17 protein-coding genes are annotated in these 16,970 nt (G+C 69.4%); 6 read left to right on the top strand and 11 right to left on the bottom strand.

What is annotated here, in order from left to right; genetic code table 11:
- Window positions 1-4: 4 nt before the first annotated feature.
- From ACFSVL_RS30105 to ACFSVL_RS30090, 4 genes are all read right to left on the bottom strand, one after another.
- Window positions 5-1,444 (bottom strand): FGGY-family carbohydrate kinase, encoded by a 1,440-nt coding sequence (locus ACFSVL_RS30105; protein WP_378308927.1) that lies wholly within the window; start codon window positions 1,442-1,444, stop codon window positions 5-7.
- Window positions 1,441-2,772 (bottom strand): MFS transporter, encoded by a 1,332-nt coding sequence (locus tag ACFSVL_RS30100; RefSeq protein WP_378308926.1) that lies wholly within the window; start codon window positions 2,770-2,772, stop codon window positions 1,441-1,443. The genes ACFSVL_RS30105 and ACFSVL_RS30100 overlap by 4 nt, the downstream gene beginning before the upstream one ends.
- A gap of 76 nt (window positions 2,773-2,848) precedes the next feature.
- Entirely contained in the window at window positions 2,849-3,643 is a 795-nt protein-coding gene (locus ACFSVL_RS30095) for a DeoR/GlpR family DNA-binding transcription regulator (RefSeq protein WP_378308925.1), read from the bottom strand.
- Window positions 3,644-3,650: 7 nt separating this feature from the next.
- Complete coding sequence (locus ACFSVL_RS30090) at window positions 3,651-4,262, bottom strand: histidine phosphatase family protein (RefSeq protein ID WP_378308924.1); 612 nt, start codon at window positions 4,260-4,262, stop codon at window positions 3,651-3,653.
- 110 nt (window positions 4,263-4,372) lie between these two features.
- Here ACFSVL_RS30090 and ACFSVL_RS30085 point away from each other — a divergent pair, with 110 nt between their 5' ends.
- From ACFSVL_RS30085 to ACFSVL_RS30060, 6 genes are read left to right on the top strand one after another with little or no spacing between them, the layout of a single operon-like run.
- Window positions 4,373-5,056 carry an HAD family hydrolase gene (locus ACFSVL_RS30085; RefSeq protein ID WP_378308923.1) on the top strand — a complete coding sequence of 228 codons (684 nt, stop codon included), beginning with the start codon at window positions 4,373-4,375 and terminating at the stop codon, window positions 5,054-5,056.
- Window positions 5,057-5,059: 3 nt separating this feature from the next.
- The gene (locus ACFSVL_RS30080; protein ID WP_378308922.1) at window positions 5,060-6,745 is read left to right on the top strand and encodes a dihydroxyacetone kinase family protein; all 1,686 of its coding nucleotides are present in this window, start codon (window positions 5,060-5,062) and stop codon (window positions 6,743-6,745) included.
- A complete protein-coding gene (locus tag ACFSVL_RS30075) occupies window positions 6,745-7,200 on the top strand; it encodes a ribose-5-phosphate isomerase (protein WP_378308921.1) in 456 nt (151 codons plus the stop codon). The genes ACFSVL_RS30080 and ACFSVL_RS30075 overlap by 1 nt, the downstream gene beginning before the upstream one ends.
- 53 nt (window positions 7,201-7,253) lie before the next feature.
- The gene (locus tag ACFSVL_RS30070; protein ID WP_378308920.1) at window positions 7,254-8,294 is read left to right on the top strand and encodes a 2-hydroxyacid dehydrogenase; all 1,041 of its coding nucleotides are present in this window, start codon (window positions 7,254-7,256) and stop codon (window positions 8,292-8,294) included.
- A complete protein-coding gene (locus ACFSVL_RS30065; RefSeq protein WP_378308919.1) occupies window positions 8,291-9,739 on the top strand; it encodes an FGGY family carbohydrate kinase in 1,449 nt (482 codons plus the stop codon). The genes ACFSVL_RS30070 and ACFSVL_RS30065 overlap by 4 nt, the downstream gene beginning before the upstream one ends.
- Window positions 9,740-10,390: a class II aldolase/adducin family protein gene (locus ACFSVL_RS30060; protein ID WP_378308918.1), complete on the top strand. Its 651-nt coding sequence runs from the start codon at window positions 9,740-9,742 to the stop codon at window positions 10,388-10,390.
- Window positions 10,391-10,395: 5 nt separating this feature from the next.
- Here the strand turns inward: ACFSVL_RS30060 and ACFSVL_RS30055 are convergent, their stop codons facing one another.
- The 7 genes from ACFSVL_RS30055 to ACFSVL_RS30025 form a co-directional block, all read right to left on the bottom strand.
- On the bottom strand, window positions 10,396-10,761 hold the full coding sequence (locus tag ACFSVL_RS30055; RefSeq protein WP_378308917.1) for a hypothetical protein: 366 nt from the start codon (window positions 10,759-10,761) through the stop codon (window positions 10,396-10,398).
- Window positions 10,762-10,778: 17 nt separating this feature from the next.
- Window positions 10,779-11,093 carry a hypothetical protein gene (locus tag ACFSVL_RS30050; RefSeq protein WP_378308916.1) on the bottom strand — a complete coding sequence of 105 codons (315 nt, stop codon included), beginning with the start codon at window positions 11,091-11,093 and terminating at the stop codon, window positions 10,779-10,781.
- A gap of 309 nt (window positions 11,094-11,402) precedes the next feature.
- The gene (locus ACFSVL_RS30045; protein WP_378308915.1) at window positions 11,403-12,836 is read right to left on the bottom strand and encodes an MBOAT family O-acyltransferase; all 1,434 of its coding nucleotides are present in this window, start codon (window positions 12,834-12,836) and stop codon (window positions 11,403-11,405) included.
- Between the two features lie 287 nt (window positions 12,837-13,123).
- A complete protein-coding gene (locus tag ACFSVL_RS30040; RefSeq protein WP_378308914.1) occupies window positions 13,124-13,792 on the bottom strand; it encodes a TetR/AcrR family transcriptional regulator in 669 nt (222 codons plus the stop codon).
- A gap of 40 nt (window positions 13,793-13,832) precedes the next feature.
- Window positions 13,833-14,789 (bottom strand): 23S rRNA (guanosine(2251)-2'-O)-methyltransferase RlmB, encoded by a 957-nt coding sequence (rlmB, locus tag ACFSVL_RS30035; RefSeq protein ID WP_378308913.1) that lies wholly within the window; start codon window positions 14,787-14,789, stop codon window positions 13,833-13,835.
- A gap of 30 nt (window positions 14,790-14,819) precedes the next feature.
- Entirely contained in the window at window positions 14,820-16,205 is a 1,386-nt protein-coding gene (gene cysS / locus ACFSVL_RS30030; RefSeq protein WP_378308912.1) for a cysteine--tRNA ligase, read from the bottom strand.
- Between the two features lie 54 nt (window positions 16,206-16,259).
- Window positions 16,260-16,946, bottom strand: a complete 687-nt coding sequence (locus ACFSVL_RS30025) for an HAD family hydrolase (RefSeq protein WP_378308911.1) — start codon at window positions 16,944-16,946, stop codon at window positions 16,260-16,262.
- Window positions 16,947-16,970: the final 24 nt, after the last annotated feature.

Here is a 16,970-nt window from a genome sequence, read left to right as displayed (position 1 = left end):
CGCATCACCCCGCCGCCACGGTGAACAGCTCGTCGTCAATCCAGCCCCGGTCCCGCAGCTCCCGGCAAAACCGTTGGTACGAAACCACCATCGCCGCCGCCTCACCCGGCGCCGGCTCGACGAGCGACCCCACCGGCATTCCCGCGCACGCCGCGCTCAGACCTCCTGGCGTGCACCCGGCCGCAGCAAGCAACGCCGCGCCGTATCCCGTTTCCGCCTGCGGTGCCACCCGCAAGCCAAGCCCGCTCACGGTAGCCCGAATCCGAGTCCACAAAGGACTCTTGCTGCCACCGCCCGCCGCGAGAAGCGGTTCGCGGACCGGCACGCCCAACCGTCGCAGGTGATCCAAGGCAAGCCGCTCCAGGAAAGCCACGCCCTCCAGCCGCGCCCGATGCAGCTCGACCTCGTCGGCCGGGGTGCCGAGCACGAACCCTGCCGCGTCACCGTGCGCGAAGGGAAATCGTTCCCCCTTGCGCCGCAACGGAAACGTCACCACCTGAGCTGGACCGCGCGCAGCGGCAGCGGCATCCAGTTCAGCCAGCCGCGGACTGTCCGAAACAGACTCCCCGCCGGTATTCGACGCACCGCCCGGCAACCACCAGCCATCCGGATGCCGATGGCTGTACATGACTCCGGTGGGATCCGGCACCAGCGACTCCGTGACCCCCTTCAGGACATACGTCGTCCCGAGAATCCCCACGAACCGCCCCGGCTCGACTGCCCCTGCGGCCAGCTGCCCCGCGCACCCGTCCGTCATGCCCGCCACCACAAGGCATCCAGCGGGCAGCCCGGCCGTTGGCACCGCAATCTCGCCGAGCACGCTCGTCGGCGCGACCACCGGCGGCAGCATCCCGTCCGGCACACCCAACCCGGCGAACACCTCGGACGGCCATTCCTCAGCCAGCGGGTCGTAGCCGCTCTTGAGCGCGTGCGACCAGTCCGCCGAGACCGGATGTCCGGTCAGCTTCGCCGCGATCATCTCCGGCGTGTGCCGGACGGCGACCGCCTCGGTGTGCTCGGCCAGCCAAGCGATTCGTCCGAGCGCAGCGGTCGGCGAGACACCCGAACCCAGTTTCCGCCACCGATCGGCACCGAGTTCCACCGCTTTCGCGTTGTACTCCGCACCGCGCCGATCGTCATACATCAACGCGGGAGTCACCGGTTCCCCCGCGGCGTCGACTCCGACGATCGTCCCGGACGTCGCCGCGATCGCCACCGCGGATACTTCCGCGCCGCGTCCGGGCAACGCGGCAGTGACCTCGCTCAGCACCGAACCGACCGCGGGCCACCACGCCGACGGATCCTGTTCGCTGCGGCCATCGCCCGCGCGCACCGGCGCCGGCAGCGACGCCGATGCGGTGGCGAGGACCGAGCCGCCGCGCACCGCGAAGGCGCGAACCCCCGCGGTGGCGACGTCGATGCCGACCGAGACCTGCTCGTTCACGCCGTGCTGACCCTTTCTTCGACATCCTGCAGGCTGCCATCGCTCGCGAGTGCTTTCTCGGTTTCCTCCGGCAGCTTCAGGAACCGCACCAGCACCGCGGCCACCAGGTACAGCGCGGCGAAGATGATGACCACGCCCGCGGCACCGGCCGGACCGAGGAACAGCGACACGATCGCCGGCCCGACGAACGCCGCCGCGCCCGCGCCGAGGTTCAGCAGGGCCATCGCGCCGCCCTTGTGTTCCGGAGCCAGCGACGGCAACAGCGCGGAGATGGGCACGAACCCGGCGAGCGTCGCGCCGTAGAGCGCGCCGACGATCAACGCGAGCCAGTAGTACTGCGCACCCATCGCGACCGGCACGAAGTACAGCAGCAGGATCGAGATCGCACAGCCGATCGCGCCGAACCAGAAAATCGTGGTGCGCCAGCCGATCCGGTCGCTCAGCACGCCGAAGATCAGGTTGAAGAAGATGTTCGTCCCGTAGATCACCGACACCAGCAGCAGCCAGCGGCTCTCGCCGAACCCGATCTGGGAAATGAAGATCGTCGGGAAGAACACCAGCATGCCGAACTCCGGCGCGGTGTTGATGACGCGCACGATCATGCCGACGCCGACCCGCGGTTTCTTCCACGCGATCGACACGCTGGAAACGAGGCTCTGCACCGGTTTCACGTCCGGCGGCGCGAGCCGGCGATATCCCGTGCGCTGCCGGACGCCGAGCACCGCGACAAGCCCGCCCGCGCCGAGCAGCACGACCGCCACCCACAGCGTGCCGTAGTGGCCGAACAGCGGGTTGGTGAAGCTCGCGACGAGCGCGCCGAGCGTGGGCAGGCCGCCGGTGAAGGCGAAGTAGAACCAGCCGACCGCCGCGCCGAGCCGCGCGACCGGGGCCACCGCGGTGATCCACACCAGGAACCCGAACGCGAACATCGGATAGCCGAAGCCGCGGATGCCGTAGCAGATCAGCATCGCCGCGTAGTTCCCGCCGGCGAGGCCGAGCGTGAGGAACAGCGCGTCGAACACCAGCCAGATGGCCAGGCCGATGATCATCACCCGCCGCGGGCCCCACAGTTCGGACAGCGCGCCCGAAAGCCATGACGCCAGCATGACGGCTACGCCGTACACGGTGATCACGTACGACGCTTTGATCTCCGTGCCCGCGCCGTTGCCCGCCATGTACGGCGCGATGAAACCGGACTCCACTCCGTCGCCGATCATGAACAGGAGCAGTCCGACATACCCGAGGAACAGGGGCGCCGGCAGCCCCCATTTCGTGAGCAAGCGCCCGAAGCCCGTCTTGGGCAACTCCGCTGTTGCCGACTCGTTCATACACGCCTCCATGACGTCGAAATCGAACATATCATGGACTGTGTGAACTTCGCACGCAAGAGTGTTATTAAGTCGATCAGTTGTCGGGATCTTCGGCGACCTGCACCTCGACCCGGCCGCGCAGCTCGTCGACGTAGTGCGGGTCGGCTTCCTCGTCCACGATCAGCAGGTCGTAGTCGTCCAGCGGCGCGAGCCGGTGCAGCGCCGTGCGGTTCATCTTGCTGTGGTCCATCAGCAGCACCTTGTGCCGCGCGCTGGCCAGCATGGCCCGCTTGATCATCACGATCTCGGGCTCCTGGTGGAAGCTCATCGACGTGGTCATCGCCGAGGTGGACACGAACGCGATGTCCACCGAGAGCCGTTCGATCGACTCGATGCTCTGCATGCCGAGGAACGAGTCGTGGGTGGGCGAGTAGTCGCCGCCGATGCAAATCAGCCGCAGTTCGTGCACGTTCTTGAGCGCGTCGATCGCGGCGAGGTAGTTCGTCGCCACGGTCAGCGGCGTCACCTCGACCAGCAGCCTGGCCAGCGCCAGCGCGCTCGTCGAGTCGTCGAGCAGCACCGACATCCCGGGCTCGACCTGCTCCACCGCGTGCATCGCGATCACTCGTTTGGCGTCGACGTGCGCGTTCATCCGGTACTCGGCATTGCTCTCGAACACCGTCGATGGCATCGCCGAGACCCCGCCGCGGTACTTCCGGACCAGGCCGCGCCGGGACAGTTCGTCGATGTCCCGGTGCACCGTCATCATGCTGACGCCGAGCAGGTCCACCAGCTCGCCGATGGTCGCCGAACCCTGCTTGAACACGTGCTCGGTCAGCCGCTGCTGGCGGTTCTCGCGGGGGTGGGCGGGAGGCTTTTCGCTCGACATGCCGTGATTATCGCGGTTCGACTGGGAGGTTGAAGCGGACCAGTGCGGTTCGGGCACCACTCACCTCCAGTTCGGTGACGGCCGCGTTGTCCAGGCGGGGAAACACGCTGCGGTAGCGGGAGAGCGGGATGCCGAGCAGCTCGCAAAGGGTCAGCCGCAGCAGCGTGTTGTGCGCGACGACCAGCGCGGTTCCGCTGGTCGCGGCGGCGATCGCCCGGATCGCACGAGCCCCGCGCCCGGCTGCTTCGGCCGGATCATCGGCACCGGGAAACGCGCCGGCGATCGGGTCGGCGAGGAAGCGTTCGACCGCTTCCGGATCGGTCTGGCGCACCTCGTCGCGGGTGCGGCCCTCGGCGATTCCGAAGTAGGTTTCCCGCAGGTCGGGGACGATTTCCGGGACTAGCCGCAGAGCCTCGGCCGTCGGTTCGATCGTGCGGCGAGCGCGTCGTTGCGGAGAGCAGAACAGCCCGTCTGGCTTCACCTGGCTGGCGAACGCGGCGAGCGCGTCGGCCTGGCGGAGCCCCTCCTCGGTCAGCGCCACCTCGCTGGTGCCCGCGTACCGGTTCTCCGCGTGCCATTCGGTCTGTCCGTGCCTGGCCAGCAGCAGCCGTGCGCCCACTCGTGCTCTCCTTGCGCGATTGTGTGAAGACTCTTGCGAACTTCTCAACGTCGCTGTTAACTTAACATTGCTCGTGTGAAACGGGCTCGCTCTCTGAAGGGATCTGGTGGATGACTCTCGACGCGGTGGTGTTCGACCTCGACGGTGTCCTGGTGGAAAGTGAACACCTCTGGGAGGAGAACTGGGTCGCTTTCGCCGCTCGTCACCAGGTCGAGTGGACGGCGGAGGACACGGCCTCGGTGCAGGGCATGAGCGCGCCCGAATGGGCCGGCTATCTCGCCCGCCGGTGCGGCGTGCCGGAGCAGGCGGACGAGGTGGAACGCGCGGTGGTCGACGGCATGATCGCCTCGATCGACGCGGGCGAAGCGCCGTTGCTGCCCGGTGCGGGCGCGATGGTGCGCGAGGTCAGCGAGCGGGTCCCGGTCGCGCTCGCGTCGTCGGCGGCTCGTCGGGTGATCGACGCAGTGCTCGAGAAGCACCAGCTCACCGGCGAGTTCACTGCGACGGTGTCCAGCGCCGAGGTCGCGCGGGGCAAGCCGAACCCGGACGTGTACCTGGAAGCGGCGGCCCGGCTCGGCAAATCGGGCAGCGAATGCCTCGGGGTCGAAGACTCCAGCAACGGCATCCGGGCGGCGGCCGCGGCCGGGCTCACCGTGATCGCGCTGCCGAACCCCACGTACCCGCCGAAGCCGGACGCGCTGGAGTTGGCCAGCGCGGTGGCAGCGAGCAATGACGACGTCCGACTGAAGCTCCTGGCCTACCTGGCCGGCGAGCCGGTGGCTGCGAAGGACTGAACCATGACCACCTTGGGTTCCCCGGACACGTTCAAGCGGCAGTGGCTGGACGGGTTCGTCACCGCGTACGGCCGCACGGTGCAGAAGGTGCCGGATGCCTACGGCGTCGTCCGCCGCGAGGCTCCGGCGAGCCCGAAGGTCGCGGTCGTGATCGGCGGCGGATGCGGCCACTACCCGGCGTTCGCCGGTCTCGTCGGTCCTGGCCTCGCGGATGGCGCGGTGGTCGGCGACGTGTTCACGAGTCCCAGCGCCGAGCAGGTCTACCGCACGGCGCGGGCGGCGGACAACGGCGCGGGCGTCCTGTTCGGTTTCGGCAACTACCAAGGCGATGTGCTCCACTTCGGGCTCGCGGCCCGAAGGCTGGCAGCGGAGGGTATCCCGAGCCGCACCATCCTGGTCACCGACGACATCGCGAGCGGCCCGGCCACTGAACCGGAGCGCCGCCGCGGGGTGGCGGGCGACTTCCTGGTCTTCAAGATCGCGGGCGCGGCGGCGGAACGAGGCTACGACCTGGACGCGGTGCACGAGGTCGCGGCGAAGGCGAACGCTCGCACGCGGACGTTCGGTGTCGCGTTCGGCGGCTGCACGCTGCCCGGTGCGGATGCTCCGCTGTTCACTGTCGCGGACCAGGAAATGGAGCTGGGCCTCGGAATTCACGGCGAACCGGGGGTGCGCACGGTGGGCCGGTTGTCCGCGGCGGAGCTGGCCGACGAACTGGTCGACGGGCTCCTGCCGGAGCTGCCTGCCGGCGACGGGCGTGTGGTCGTGCTGGTGAATGGGCTCGGCCGCACCAAATACGAGGAAATGTTCGTCACCTACACCCGCGTGCACGAGCGGCTGGCCCAGGCCGGGCTCAGCCCGGTGCACTCCGAGGTCGGCGAGTTCGTCACGTCGCTCGACATGGCCGGGGTTTCGCTGTCGATCCTGGTGCTGGACGACGAATTGGCCGAGCTGTACGCCGCGCCGTGCGACACCCCGGGCTACCGCACCAGCGGGGCCGAGCTGGCCACGGTCGATCTTGAGTCCACAGTGGACGAATTGCTGACCGCGGAGTACCCGGGGGACAGCCTCGTCGACCGGGTGCTCACCGCGGCCCTGCGCAGTATCGAGGAGAACGAGGCCGAGCTGGGCAGGCTCGACGCGGTGGCCGCGGACGGAGACCACGGGCTCGGCATGACTCGCGGGATGCGTGCCGCCGTCGTCGCGGCGCGTCGTGAACCGGACACGATTTCCGGTGCGCTGCTTGCCGCCGGGACCGCGTTCGCCGATGCGGCCGGCGGTGCCTCGGGCGCGTTGTACGGCGTGCTGCTGGCGGAAACCGGTGCCGGGCTGAGCGGGGCGGCCGCCGAGGACATCACCACGGCGCTGCTCGCGGACGCGGTCGACGGCGCGGTTCGGGCGTTCTGCGAGCTGGGCAAGGCCGAACCGGGGGACAAGACAATGCTCGACGCGATCGAGCCGTTCCGGGCCACGCTGCGGGAGCAGGCGGGCTCGGAGGTAGTGCAGGCATGGCGGAAAGCCGCCGGAGCCGCGGCCGTTGCCGCTCAAGAGACCGCGCACTTGCGTCCGGCGAAGGGACGCGCGGCGCGGCTCGCACAGCGGAGCGAGGGCCATGCGGATCCAGGTGCGGTGTCGTTCTCGCTGCTGGTCACGGCTGTCGGCGAGGAGCTGGAAAGGAGCGCGGACTGATGCGCATCGTGGTGGCGGCGGACAACGCCGGGGTGGAACTGAAGAATCAGCTGCGCGATCTGCTTCAGGCCGACGAGCGGGTCACCGAGGTGACCGATCTCGGCGTGCCCGACGCGGCGGACGACCGGGCGTACCCGTTGCTGGGGCTCGCCGCGGCGGAGGCGATCGCCCGCGGCGAAGCGGACCGCGGCGTTCTCGTCTGCGGCACCGGCATCGGCATGGCGATCTCGGCGAACAAGGTGCCCGGCGTCCGGGCGACGGTCGCACACGATTCGTACTCCGCCGAGCGGTCGATCAAATCGAACGACTGCCAGGTGATCACCTTCGGAGCGCGCGCGATCGGCCCCGAGGTGGCGAAGAAAATCGTGGCCGAATGGGTCGGGTACCGCTTCGATCCGGAGTCGGCCAGCGCGACGAAGGTCGCGCACATCACCGAATACGAGAACGCCCACTGACCTAAGCGCCGGGTGTGGCGCACAATCGGCACAGAGCGAGTGAGGGAGCAGAGTTGCACATTCTCGCTGCGGGAGACCACTTCGTCAGCCCCGGCCTGCTGGCCGGAGCCGTCCGCGCGGAGCTTGGCGGCGACCACGAGGTCGCCGAGTTGACGCTGCCGTGGCCGGTCGAGCCGTTCGGGCCGGTCGGCAACGTGCTGGAGGCCAGCGGTACCGAAGCCCAGGTGATCGAGGCACTCGCCGGTGCCGAGGCCGTCGTCACGCAGATGGCTCCGTTCACCAAACAGGTCTTCGCCGCCGCTCCGGCGCTGAAGCTCGTGTCGGTGTGCCGGGGCGGGCCGGTCAACGTCGATCTCGCCGCCGCCACCGAGGCCGGGGTCGCCGTCACCTATGCGCCGGGACGCAACGCGGGCGCGGCGGCCGAGTTCGCCGTCGGCATGATCCTCGCCGCGATGCGGCGGATCTCGACCTCCTCGGCCGAGTTGCTCGCCGGCACCTGGCGCGGCGACTACTACGCCTACGACCAGGCCGGGCTCGAACTGGGCGGCACCACGGTCGGACTCGTCGGCTACGGCGCGATCGGCTCCCGGGTCACCAAGGTGCTCGTCGCGTTCGGCGCGAACGTCCTGGTCGCCGACCCGTATGCCGACCAGGCCGCGGTCGAGGCAGACGGCGCGCGGCTCGTCGAGCTGGACGAGCTGCTCCGGCAGAGCCGGGTCGTCAGCCTGCACGCGCGGCTCACCGAGGAAACCCGGCACCTCATCGACGCGAGCAAGCTCGACCTTCTGCCGCAGGGCGCGGTCCTGGTGAACACCGCTCGCGGCGGCCTGCTCGACTACGCGCCGCTGCCCGAGGCTCTGCGTTCCGGTCGGCTTGGAGCGCTCGCTCTGGACGTCTACGACGTCGAGCCGCCGCCAGCGGACTGGGCGCTGCGCGACGCGCCCAACGTGATCGCGACCCCGCATCTCGCCGGCGCGAGCAGGCAGACCGCCGAGCGGGCGGCCGCGATCGTCGCCGCTGAAGTCGGCCGGTACGCCCGCGGCGAGCAGCTCGCCAACCTCGCGAATCCCGAGGTGCTGGAGCGACGGCCGTGATAGTCGGGGTCGACATCGGAACGTCGCTCACCAAGGCCGTGGTGTTCGACGAGGACGGCAGCTCCATCGCGAGCGCGTGCACGCCGTCCGAGGTGCACCACCTTCCGGGCGGCCGGGTCGAGCAGGACCTCGACCAGGTCGTCGGCACGGTCGCGACCGTCGTGCGCGAGGTCGCGGCCGCGCTGCCCGAACCGGTGTCCGCGCTGGCGTTGACCGGACAGGGCGACGGGCTCTGGCTCCGCGACGAGTCGGGTGCCGCGGTGCACCCGGCCATCTCTTGGCTCGACGGCCGGGCGAACACGGTGCTCGCGAAATGGCAGGCCGACGGCGTGACCGCGGAAGTCTTCCGCCGCACCGGTTCCGGCATGTTCCCCGGCTGCACCGCCGCCATAATGTCCTATTTGGACACTCATGAGCCTGAGGTGCTCGGCCGCGCGGCCGTGGCCGGATACTGCGTTGACGCGGTCTTGCAGCGGCTCACCGGCGAGATCACCGTGGACGTCTCGGACGCCTCGCTGCCATTCCTGAACCCGGCCACCCGCAGCTACGACGACGGTGCCATCGAAGCCTGCGGTCTGGGCCACCGCCGCTCCCTGTTCGCAACCCCGGCCCCAGCGAAGTCGGTGTTCCGCCTCGACCGGCGCGGTGCTGAGTTGCTCGGGCTGCCCGTGGGTTTGCCGGTCACCGCAGGACCTTTCGACCTCCCGGCGAGCGCGATCGGTGCGGGCGTACGAAAACCAGGCGATGGCATTCTCACCGCCGGGACCACGCTCGCCTGCCAGGTGCTTACCGCCGATCCCACCTTCGACCCCGCCGCGGAACCGGCCGGCATGTTCCTGTGCACCCCGGACGAACACGAGTACCTGCACGCGATGCCCGCGATGGTCGGCACGGCTGGCATCGACTGGGCGTGCGAGTTGCTGGGCATCAGCGTCGAGCAGATCGACCCGTTGCTGGCGAGCAGCAAGCCGGGCGCGCGCGGGGTACGTGCGCTGCCGTTTCTCTCGGTGTCGGGCGAACGCGCGCCCTTCGTCGACGCTGGCGCGCGGGCACAGTTCTCCGGACTGAGCCTGGAAACCGGCCGGGCTGACCTCGTCCGGGCGCTCTGCGAGTCGATCGCCTACGCCGCACGGCATTGCTTCGAAGCGGCGGGACTGTCCGGCCAGCTCTACGCCTGTGGCGGCGGAGTCCGCTCACCCGAGTGGCTGCAGATTTTCGCCGACGTACTCGGCCGCCCGGTCGTGATCCCGAGCGATCCCGGAGTCGGCGCCCGCGGTGCCGTGCTCACCGCCGCGGACGCGCTGGGAACGCCGTACGATCGGGACCGCTGGGCCGCGAACTCGCGAACAGTGGAGGCCCGGCCCGAAAATGTGACTGAATACGAGCGCGGTTACGCCGACTACCAGGCTTCGCTGTCTGCCGCGCGCGGACTGTGGAGGCTCTGAATGATCCTGGAAAACGAGCGTGCCGCAGTATGCGAGTACGCCCGCCGCCTGACCGCGGACGGTTTGGTCGTCGGCACCTCCGGCAACGTGTCGGCCAGGTCCGGCGACCTGGTCGCGGTAACCCCGACCGGCGTCGACTACGCCGCACTCACCCCCGCCGACATCCCGGTAGTAGACCTGGCTGGCAATCCCGCCGACGGCACCCTGAAGCCGACAAGCGAACTCCCGATGCACCTGGCTGTGTACACCCGAGCCGCCGATCCGGAGAACGCCCCGGTCAACGCGGTAGTGCACACGCATTCGGTACACGCCACCGCAGTGTCCACTTTGGTCACCGAGGTCCCGCCAATTCACTACATGCTCGCCACCATCGGCCCCACCGCCCGAGTGGCTCCGTACGCGACCTACGGCACCACCGAACTGGCCGACGCGATGCTGCAAGCCCTGGCCGACCGCCGAGGCTGCCTGCTGGCCAACCACGGCACCGTCACCTACGGCGACACGTTGGCGAGCGCGTACAACCGCGCTCAGCAATTGGAATGGGTCTGCCAGTTGTGGCTGCTGGCCCGCTCCGCTGGCACCCCAACCTTGTTGCCGCCCGCGGAAATCGAGCACGTGGTGGAAAAACTGAAGGGATACGGCCAACGCTGAACGGTTTACGGCAGCGGTACGAGCGCCCCCATGCCTTCCCGCGCGAACTGAGTCGCCAGCCGTTGCGGCAGCGGATTCGGGTACAAAATGATCGACGCGAACGGCGACGGCGTGAACGCGGCCCCGCCGTTGCTCTGCAGATGGACGCTGACATGCACGTTGCGGTCAGCGGGAATCTCGAACGACACCGCACCCCAGGAAACGACGTACTGCCTGCCGTCGATCCCCGCGAACGGGACGTAGGCCCCGGGACGGAAAACATGCGGGAAAATGTCGATCGTGAGCAACCGCCGAGGCCCGGCATGCGAGTCGACGTACGGAATCACGTTCGGAGTCGAAGCCAGCTCCGGCGGCTCGGTCGCGTCGGTCATCGGTTCCGGGCCTTCCGTCAGGGCGATGAGCGAAGCTTACCCTCGGCGGACCGGCCGTCGGGTGCCGAAGACGGGAGAGTCGCGCGCATCCGGGCGAGGCGATGCCCGATCCGTTCGCGGTTCTTCGCGGCCTTCAGCCAGGCGGGAAGCTTGGCGAGCATGGTCATGCGGGGTTGCTGAACGTGGTCGTCAGCAGGCAGGTGTTGCTCCCGAAGCCGCGCGGCGACATAGGCTTCGAGGTAGTCCAGGTGCCGTTCGTTGTAGGCCCACAGCACATGCCCGTCGAAGTCGGTCTGCAGCCACAACGGTCGCTGCAGGAAGGGATCACGCACGGTCCCGGGTGAAGCTGGTCCGAGCTGAACGCGGTTTCTCGCATCCTGGGCGTAGCCACAACGACCGCACACTAGCCGCCTAGGGGCGAACAGGATTTTCTCAGTCGGCGGCATGCCTGGCACGACGACGATTTTCGCGCAGTGCTCACAACGAGGACAGTGAACCAGCACGGCATCAGCGGTGAAATCCCACGCCCAGAACTGCTGGTCACGGAACCGTTCCCCGTCCTCGTGACTGGCCGCCGACCCCATCCGGAAATCCTGACGTTCGCCGGTCCGGGACGTCAACCCGAATAAGCGGTTCCGCGATCAGAACTGGTAGTACAGGAACGGGCTGAACGTCCCGGTAGCCACCAGGATCGCCGCGTAAACCAGCCCCACCGTCATGACCCCGATGCGCAGCGCGGTCGCCCCGCGGCTCCGGGACGATTCCAGCAGCGGGCCGGTCACCGGGTGCGCCGGGAGGATGAACACGATCAGCGCCAGCAGCAGGATCACCAGCCGCTGGTTCGTCAGCGCGCTCTCCACGACGTCGCCCAACCCGCCGAAGTCCGGGATCAGCATGTGGCCGATCATCGACAGCGCGTGGCCAAGGTCGGCGGAACGGAAGAAGACCCAGCCGAACACCACGAGGATCAGCGTCAGCACCCGGCGGGCGGCGCGGGCGACCGGGCTGGCCGGGGCGTCGCCGAGGTTGAAGCGGCGTTCGATCACCAGCAGCGCGCCGTGGTAGCAGCCCCAGATCAGGAACGTCCATTGCGCGCCGTGCCAGAAACCCGTCAGCACGAAGACGATTGACAGGTTCCGGTACGTCTTTCCGGCCCCCGAACGGTTGCCGCCCAGCGGGATGTAGACGTAGTCGCGGAACCAGCGGGACAGCGACATGTGCCAGCGGCGCCAGAACTCCGTGATCGTCACCGACGAGTACGGGCGCGCGAAGTTTTCCGGCAGCCGGAAGCCGAGCATGCGGCCGAGGCCGATCGCCATGTCCGAGTAGCCGGAGAAGTCGAAGAACAGCTGCAGGGTGTAGCCGACCGCGCCGAGCCAGGCCGTCGTGAACGTCATCTGGTTCGCCGGGGTGGAGAAGCAGGCTTCGACCATCGGGCTGAGCGAGTCGGCGATGATCGCCTTCTTGCACAGCCCCAGCGCGAACCGGGGGAAGCCCGCGGCGAGGTCGTCCAGGCGATGCGAACGCCGCTGCGGAAGCTGGTCGGCGATCTCCCGGTACCGCACGATGGGACCCGCCACGAGCTGCGGGAACATCGCGATGTAGGCGGCGAACGACACCGGGTTGCGCAGCGCGTGCCGCTCCCCGCGGTAGATGTCCACCACGTACGAGATGTGGTGGAAGGTGTAGAAGGAAATGCCGATCGGCACCACGATGTTCGCGACGCCCATGTCCCCGCCGAACCAGTGCGCGACGGCCGCGATCTGCTGCGTCGCGAACCCGGCGTACTTCCAGATGACGAGCACGAGCACGTCGAGCGTGATGACGCCGATCAGGATCCGCTTCCGGCGCGTGCCGCGCACGTCCCACGGGCTGGGCTCCAGCGCCGGTCCGGCCAGGAAGTTGACCGCCATGCAGAGCAGCAGCAGGAACAGGTACGGGCCGGCGCCGATCGTGTAGAACAGCAGGCTCGCGACCGCGACGATGCCGTTGCGCCAGCTGCGCGGGCACACCAGGACCGCGATCAGCACCGCGGGCATGAAGTACCACAAGAACAGCGGCGAAACGAACGACATCGGTGACGGACCCCCTCGGTTCCGGAGGAGACCTTAGCCCGAGCGGGTGGCTCCGCGGGGCGATGCCCGACGGATCACAGCGCGAATCACCGAGGGTGACGGATTTGGGAGGTTTTCTCCCCTCGCGACGGGACAGTCGGGGTGCGGAGCGAGGTAGTCCGGGGCACGGGAGGTGAGGTTCGGGGGCAAGGCTGAGTCAGGGAGGGCAAGGCACCTGAGCCGGAACCGCGAACGCTCACCCAGCCCGCGCGCCGGAGGCTGTCATGGCGCGACCCGACAACCCCGGCTCAGTCAGTAACCCGGTCCAGCCATTCGCTCATCAACGCCTTCTCCGCCCCGCTCAACCCCGACACCTGCGGCAACACCGCCCGCAACGCCGTAGCCGCGGCGACCGGCCCAGGTGTGCGCGACACCGGGCGATCCGTGCTGATCGCGGCGATCACCGCTTCCCGAGCCGCGACCGACAGGGCCAGGTCCCGGGAGGCCACCGGCGTAGCGATCAGGCTCAGCGTCGTCCCGGAGCCCGCGGCGTGGATCAAAGCCGCGGCAAGCGGTTCCGGCACCCGGAGCCGACCCGCCTCGGCGACCCGGCGGACCCGCGCCGACAGGATCTCCAGGGACTTCTCCAGCGCGGGAGAGGGTGCGCCCGGGCGAGTGGTCATCAGCAGGTACAGCGCGGGGTTGGCCAGGCCGAACTCCAGATGCTGATCCCAGCCCTGCCGCAAGTCCTCCAGCGGGTCATCAGCCGGGGGCTGGGCGGTTTTCGCGTCCAGATAGTCCGCGTAGCCCTGCACGGTGATCGCGTCGAGCAGGCCGTCCTTGTCGCCGAACAGGCGGTAGATCGTCGGCGGCTGGACGCCCGCCGCGGCGCTCACCGCGCGCGTTGACACCGCGTCCGGGCCGCCGTTGGTCAGCAGGTCCAGAGCGGCGGTGATGATGCGGGCGCGGGCGTCCATGTTATCGACGATAACAGGCTGACGATTCCACCGGTAAGCGTCAGATGCGTCCGGCGATCCGGCGGCGGCGGGCGACCTCGGCCAGCAGCACGCCAGCGGCGACCGAGGCGTTCAGGGATTCCACACCGGCGGCCATCGGGATCGACACGGTCGCGTCGCAGGTCTCGCGGACCAGCCGGGAGAGGCCGCGGCCTTCCGAGCCGAGCACGACGACCAGCGGGTCCGCGGCGAGGTCGAGCGCGTCGATGTCCACCGTGCCGTCCGCGTCTAGGCCGACGATCATCAGGCCCTCCGAAGCCCACGCGCGCAGCTGGCGGGTGAGGTTCGTGGCGACCGCGATCGGCAGCTTCGCCGCGGTGCCGGCGCTGGTGCGCCACGCGACCGCGGTCATGCCGGCGCTGCGGCGTTCCGGCAGCAGCACGCCCTGCGCGCCGAACGCCGCGGCCGACCGGATCACCGCGCCGAGGTTGCGCGGGTCCGTGACGCCGTCGAGCGCGACGAACAGCGGGGTGCTGCCCGAGTCGCGCGCGGCCTGCATCAGGTCGTCGGGGTGCGCGTACTCGAACGGCGGCACCTGCAGGCCGAGGCCCTGGTGCATCGCGCGGTTGGTCTTGCGGTCCAGCTCCTCGCGCGGGATCTCCAGGATCGAGATGCCCTTGTCGCCTGCCAGCCGGACGGCCTCGTTGACCCGGTCGTCGATGTCGATGTTGAGCGCGACGTACAGCGCGGTGCCCGGCACGTCCGCGCGCAGCGCCTCGACGACCGGGTTGCGGCCGGCGATCAGCTCCGGCCGGTCGGCCTTCTTCTGCCGGGCCTGGTCACGCTTGGTGGCGGCGTTGGCAGCGCGGTACGCCTTGTGCCCTGGCCGGTCCTCGGCCTTCGGCGTCGGGCCCTTGCCCTCGAGCGCCTTGCGCCGCTGCCCGCCCGAACCGACGACGGCACCCTTCTTGGTGCCGGTCTTGCGGATGGCACCTTTGCGCTGTGAGTTGCCTGCCATGAATCCTCAATCTCTGCTGCCGCGAGGAGGTCAGGAGTTCCTGACCGTCCATTGCGGACCGTTCGGGGTGTCTTCCACCGCGATCCCCGCCGCCACGAGACGGTCGCGGGCGGCGTCCGCGCGGGCGAAGTCCTTCGCCGCACGGGCCTCCTGGCGCTGCGCCAGCAGGGCTTCCACGAGCGTGCCCAGCGCGTCGCGGACGGGAGTGTCCGAACCGCCGTCCGCCCAGTCCGGCGACAGCGGGTCGAGACCGAGCACGCCGGTCATGCCGCGGACCGTGCCGGCCAATTCGAGTGCCTTCGTGGTGTCGCCGCCGTCGAGGGCGGCGTTACCGTCGCGGACCGTGTTGTGCACCACGGCGAACGCGGCCGGGGTGGCCAGGTCGTCGTCCATCGCCGCGGCGAACTCCGGCGACACGTCGCCCACGGAAACGGCGCCAGCCGACTCCGCGCGGCGCAGGAACGCCTCGATCCGCCGGTAGCCCTGCGCGGCTTCGGAAACCGCGCCGTCGGAGTACTCGACAGTGGACCGGTAGTGCGGCTGCACCAGGTAGTAGCGCAGTTCGGGCGCGCGGTAGCGCTCCAGCATCGCCGGGATCGAGACCGTGTTGCCCAGCGACTTCGACATCTTCTCGCCGGACATGGTCACCCACGCGTTGTGCAGCCAGTAGCGAGCGAACCCGTCGCCCGCCGCGTTCGACTGCGCGCGCTCGTTCTCGTGGTGCGGGAACACCAGGTCGACGCCGCCGCCGTGGATGTCGAACTCGGCGCCGAGGTAGTTGGTCGCCATCGCCGAGCACTCCAGGTGCCAGCCCGGGCGCCCGTCGCCCCACGGCGTGGGCCACGACGGCTCGCCTGGCTTCGCGCTCTTCCACAGGGTGAAGTCGCGCGAATCACGCTTGCCGCGGGTGGGCGTCTCGCCCTGCTGGACCTCGTCGAGCTGCTGGCCCGACAGCGAGCCGTACTCCGGGAACGACTTCACCGAGAAGTACACGTCGCCGTCGACGGCGTACGCGTGCCCGGCCTCGATCAGCCGCTCCATCAGCTGGACCATCTGCGTGACGTGCCCGGTCGCGCGCGGCGTGACCGACGGCGGAAGGCAGCCGAGATCCTCGTACGCCTTCTCGAACGCCCGCTCGTGCGTCGCCGCCCATTCCCACCAGGGACGACCGGCGTCGGCGGCCTTGGTAAGGATCTTGTCGTCGATGTCGGTGACGTTGCGGACCAGCAGCACGTCCAGTCCACTGTGGAGCAGCCAGCGGCGGAGCACGTCGTAATTCAGCATGCCGCGGACGTGCCCGATATGCGGTACTCCCTGCACGGTGGCCCCACACACGTAGATCGACGCCGTTCCGCTGCGGACGGGAGAGAACTCCCGAGGGGCACGGGTCGCGGTGTCGTACAGGTGCAAAGCCACGAGGTAAAGGGTACCGGGGCCTGCGAGAACAACTGTGGGGGACGTCGCAGGTGCTCAGAGCACGCCGTGCTCCCGCAGCACGCCCAGCAGCGCGTCCGGCCGTTCGGCCGTGGGCAGCGGGTCGACCAGGGCGAACTGGCAGCCCAGCGCACGGGCACCGCCGTCGGCCTCCTCGCTGTCGCCGACCATCAGCGTTTCCTCGGCGCGCACGCCGAGCCGCTCGATCGCGCCCTGGAAGATCTCCGGCTCCGGTTTCACGGCCCCGACCTCGAAGGACAGCGTGAACTCGGAGACGTGCGCGTCCCAGCCGCGCTGCCCGAACGCGGGCCGGATGTCGAACGCGATGTTGCTCAGCACGCCCGCCTTGCGCCCGCTGCTCGCGACCGCCTTGAGCGCGGCCTCGGTGTCCGGGTACGGCGTCCATTGGTCCGGTGCGATGAGCTGCGCGTACAGCGCCTCAGCCTGGTCACGGCGGGGCACGCCGGACAGCCGCAGCACCTCCAGGTACACCTTCCGGTGCAGCTGCGGGTCGCGGTCGCGGTTGTGCCAGGCGTGCAGGTGCTCCTCGTCCAGCTCGACGGACTGCTCGACCGGCGCGGTCATCCGCCGCATCAGCTCGGTCTGGGCTTCGACGTCGAGCGCCGAGCCGTCGTCGTCGCGGACGTCGGAGAGCCAGCCGTCCTGCTGCTCTAGCCGGAAGAGAGTGCCGGAGAAGTCGAACAACACCGCGTTGATGGCCACGCGCCAACCTTATCCGGCGTTCCG

The sequence above is a fragment of the Amycolatopsis silviterrae genome (genome assembly GCF_042684085.1).
In the GTDB taxonomy this organism is placed as follows: Bacteria; Actinomycetota; Actinomycetes; order Mycobacteriales; family Pseudonocardiaceae; genus Amycolatopsis; species Amycolatopsis silviterrae.
Note: the sequence above shows the minus strand (reverse complement) of the source record. Positions and strands in the feature narration are given on the sequence as shown.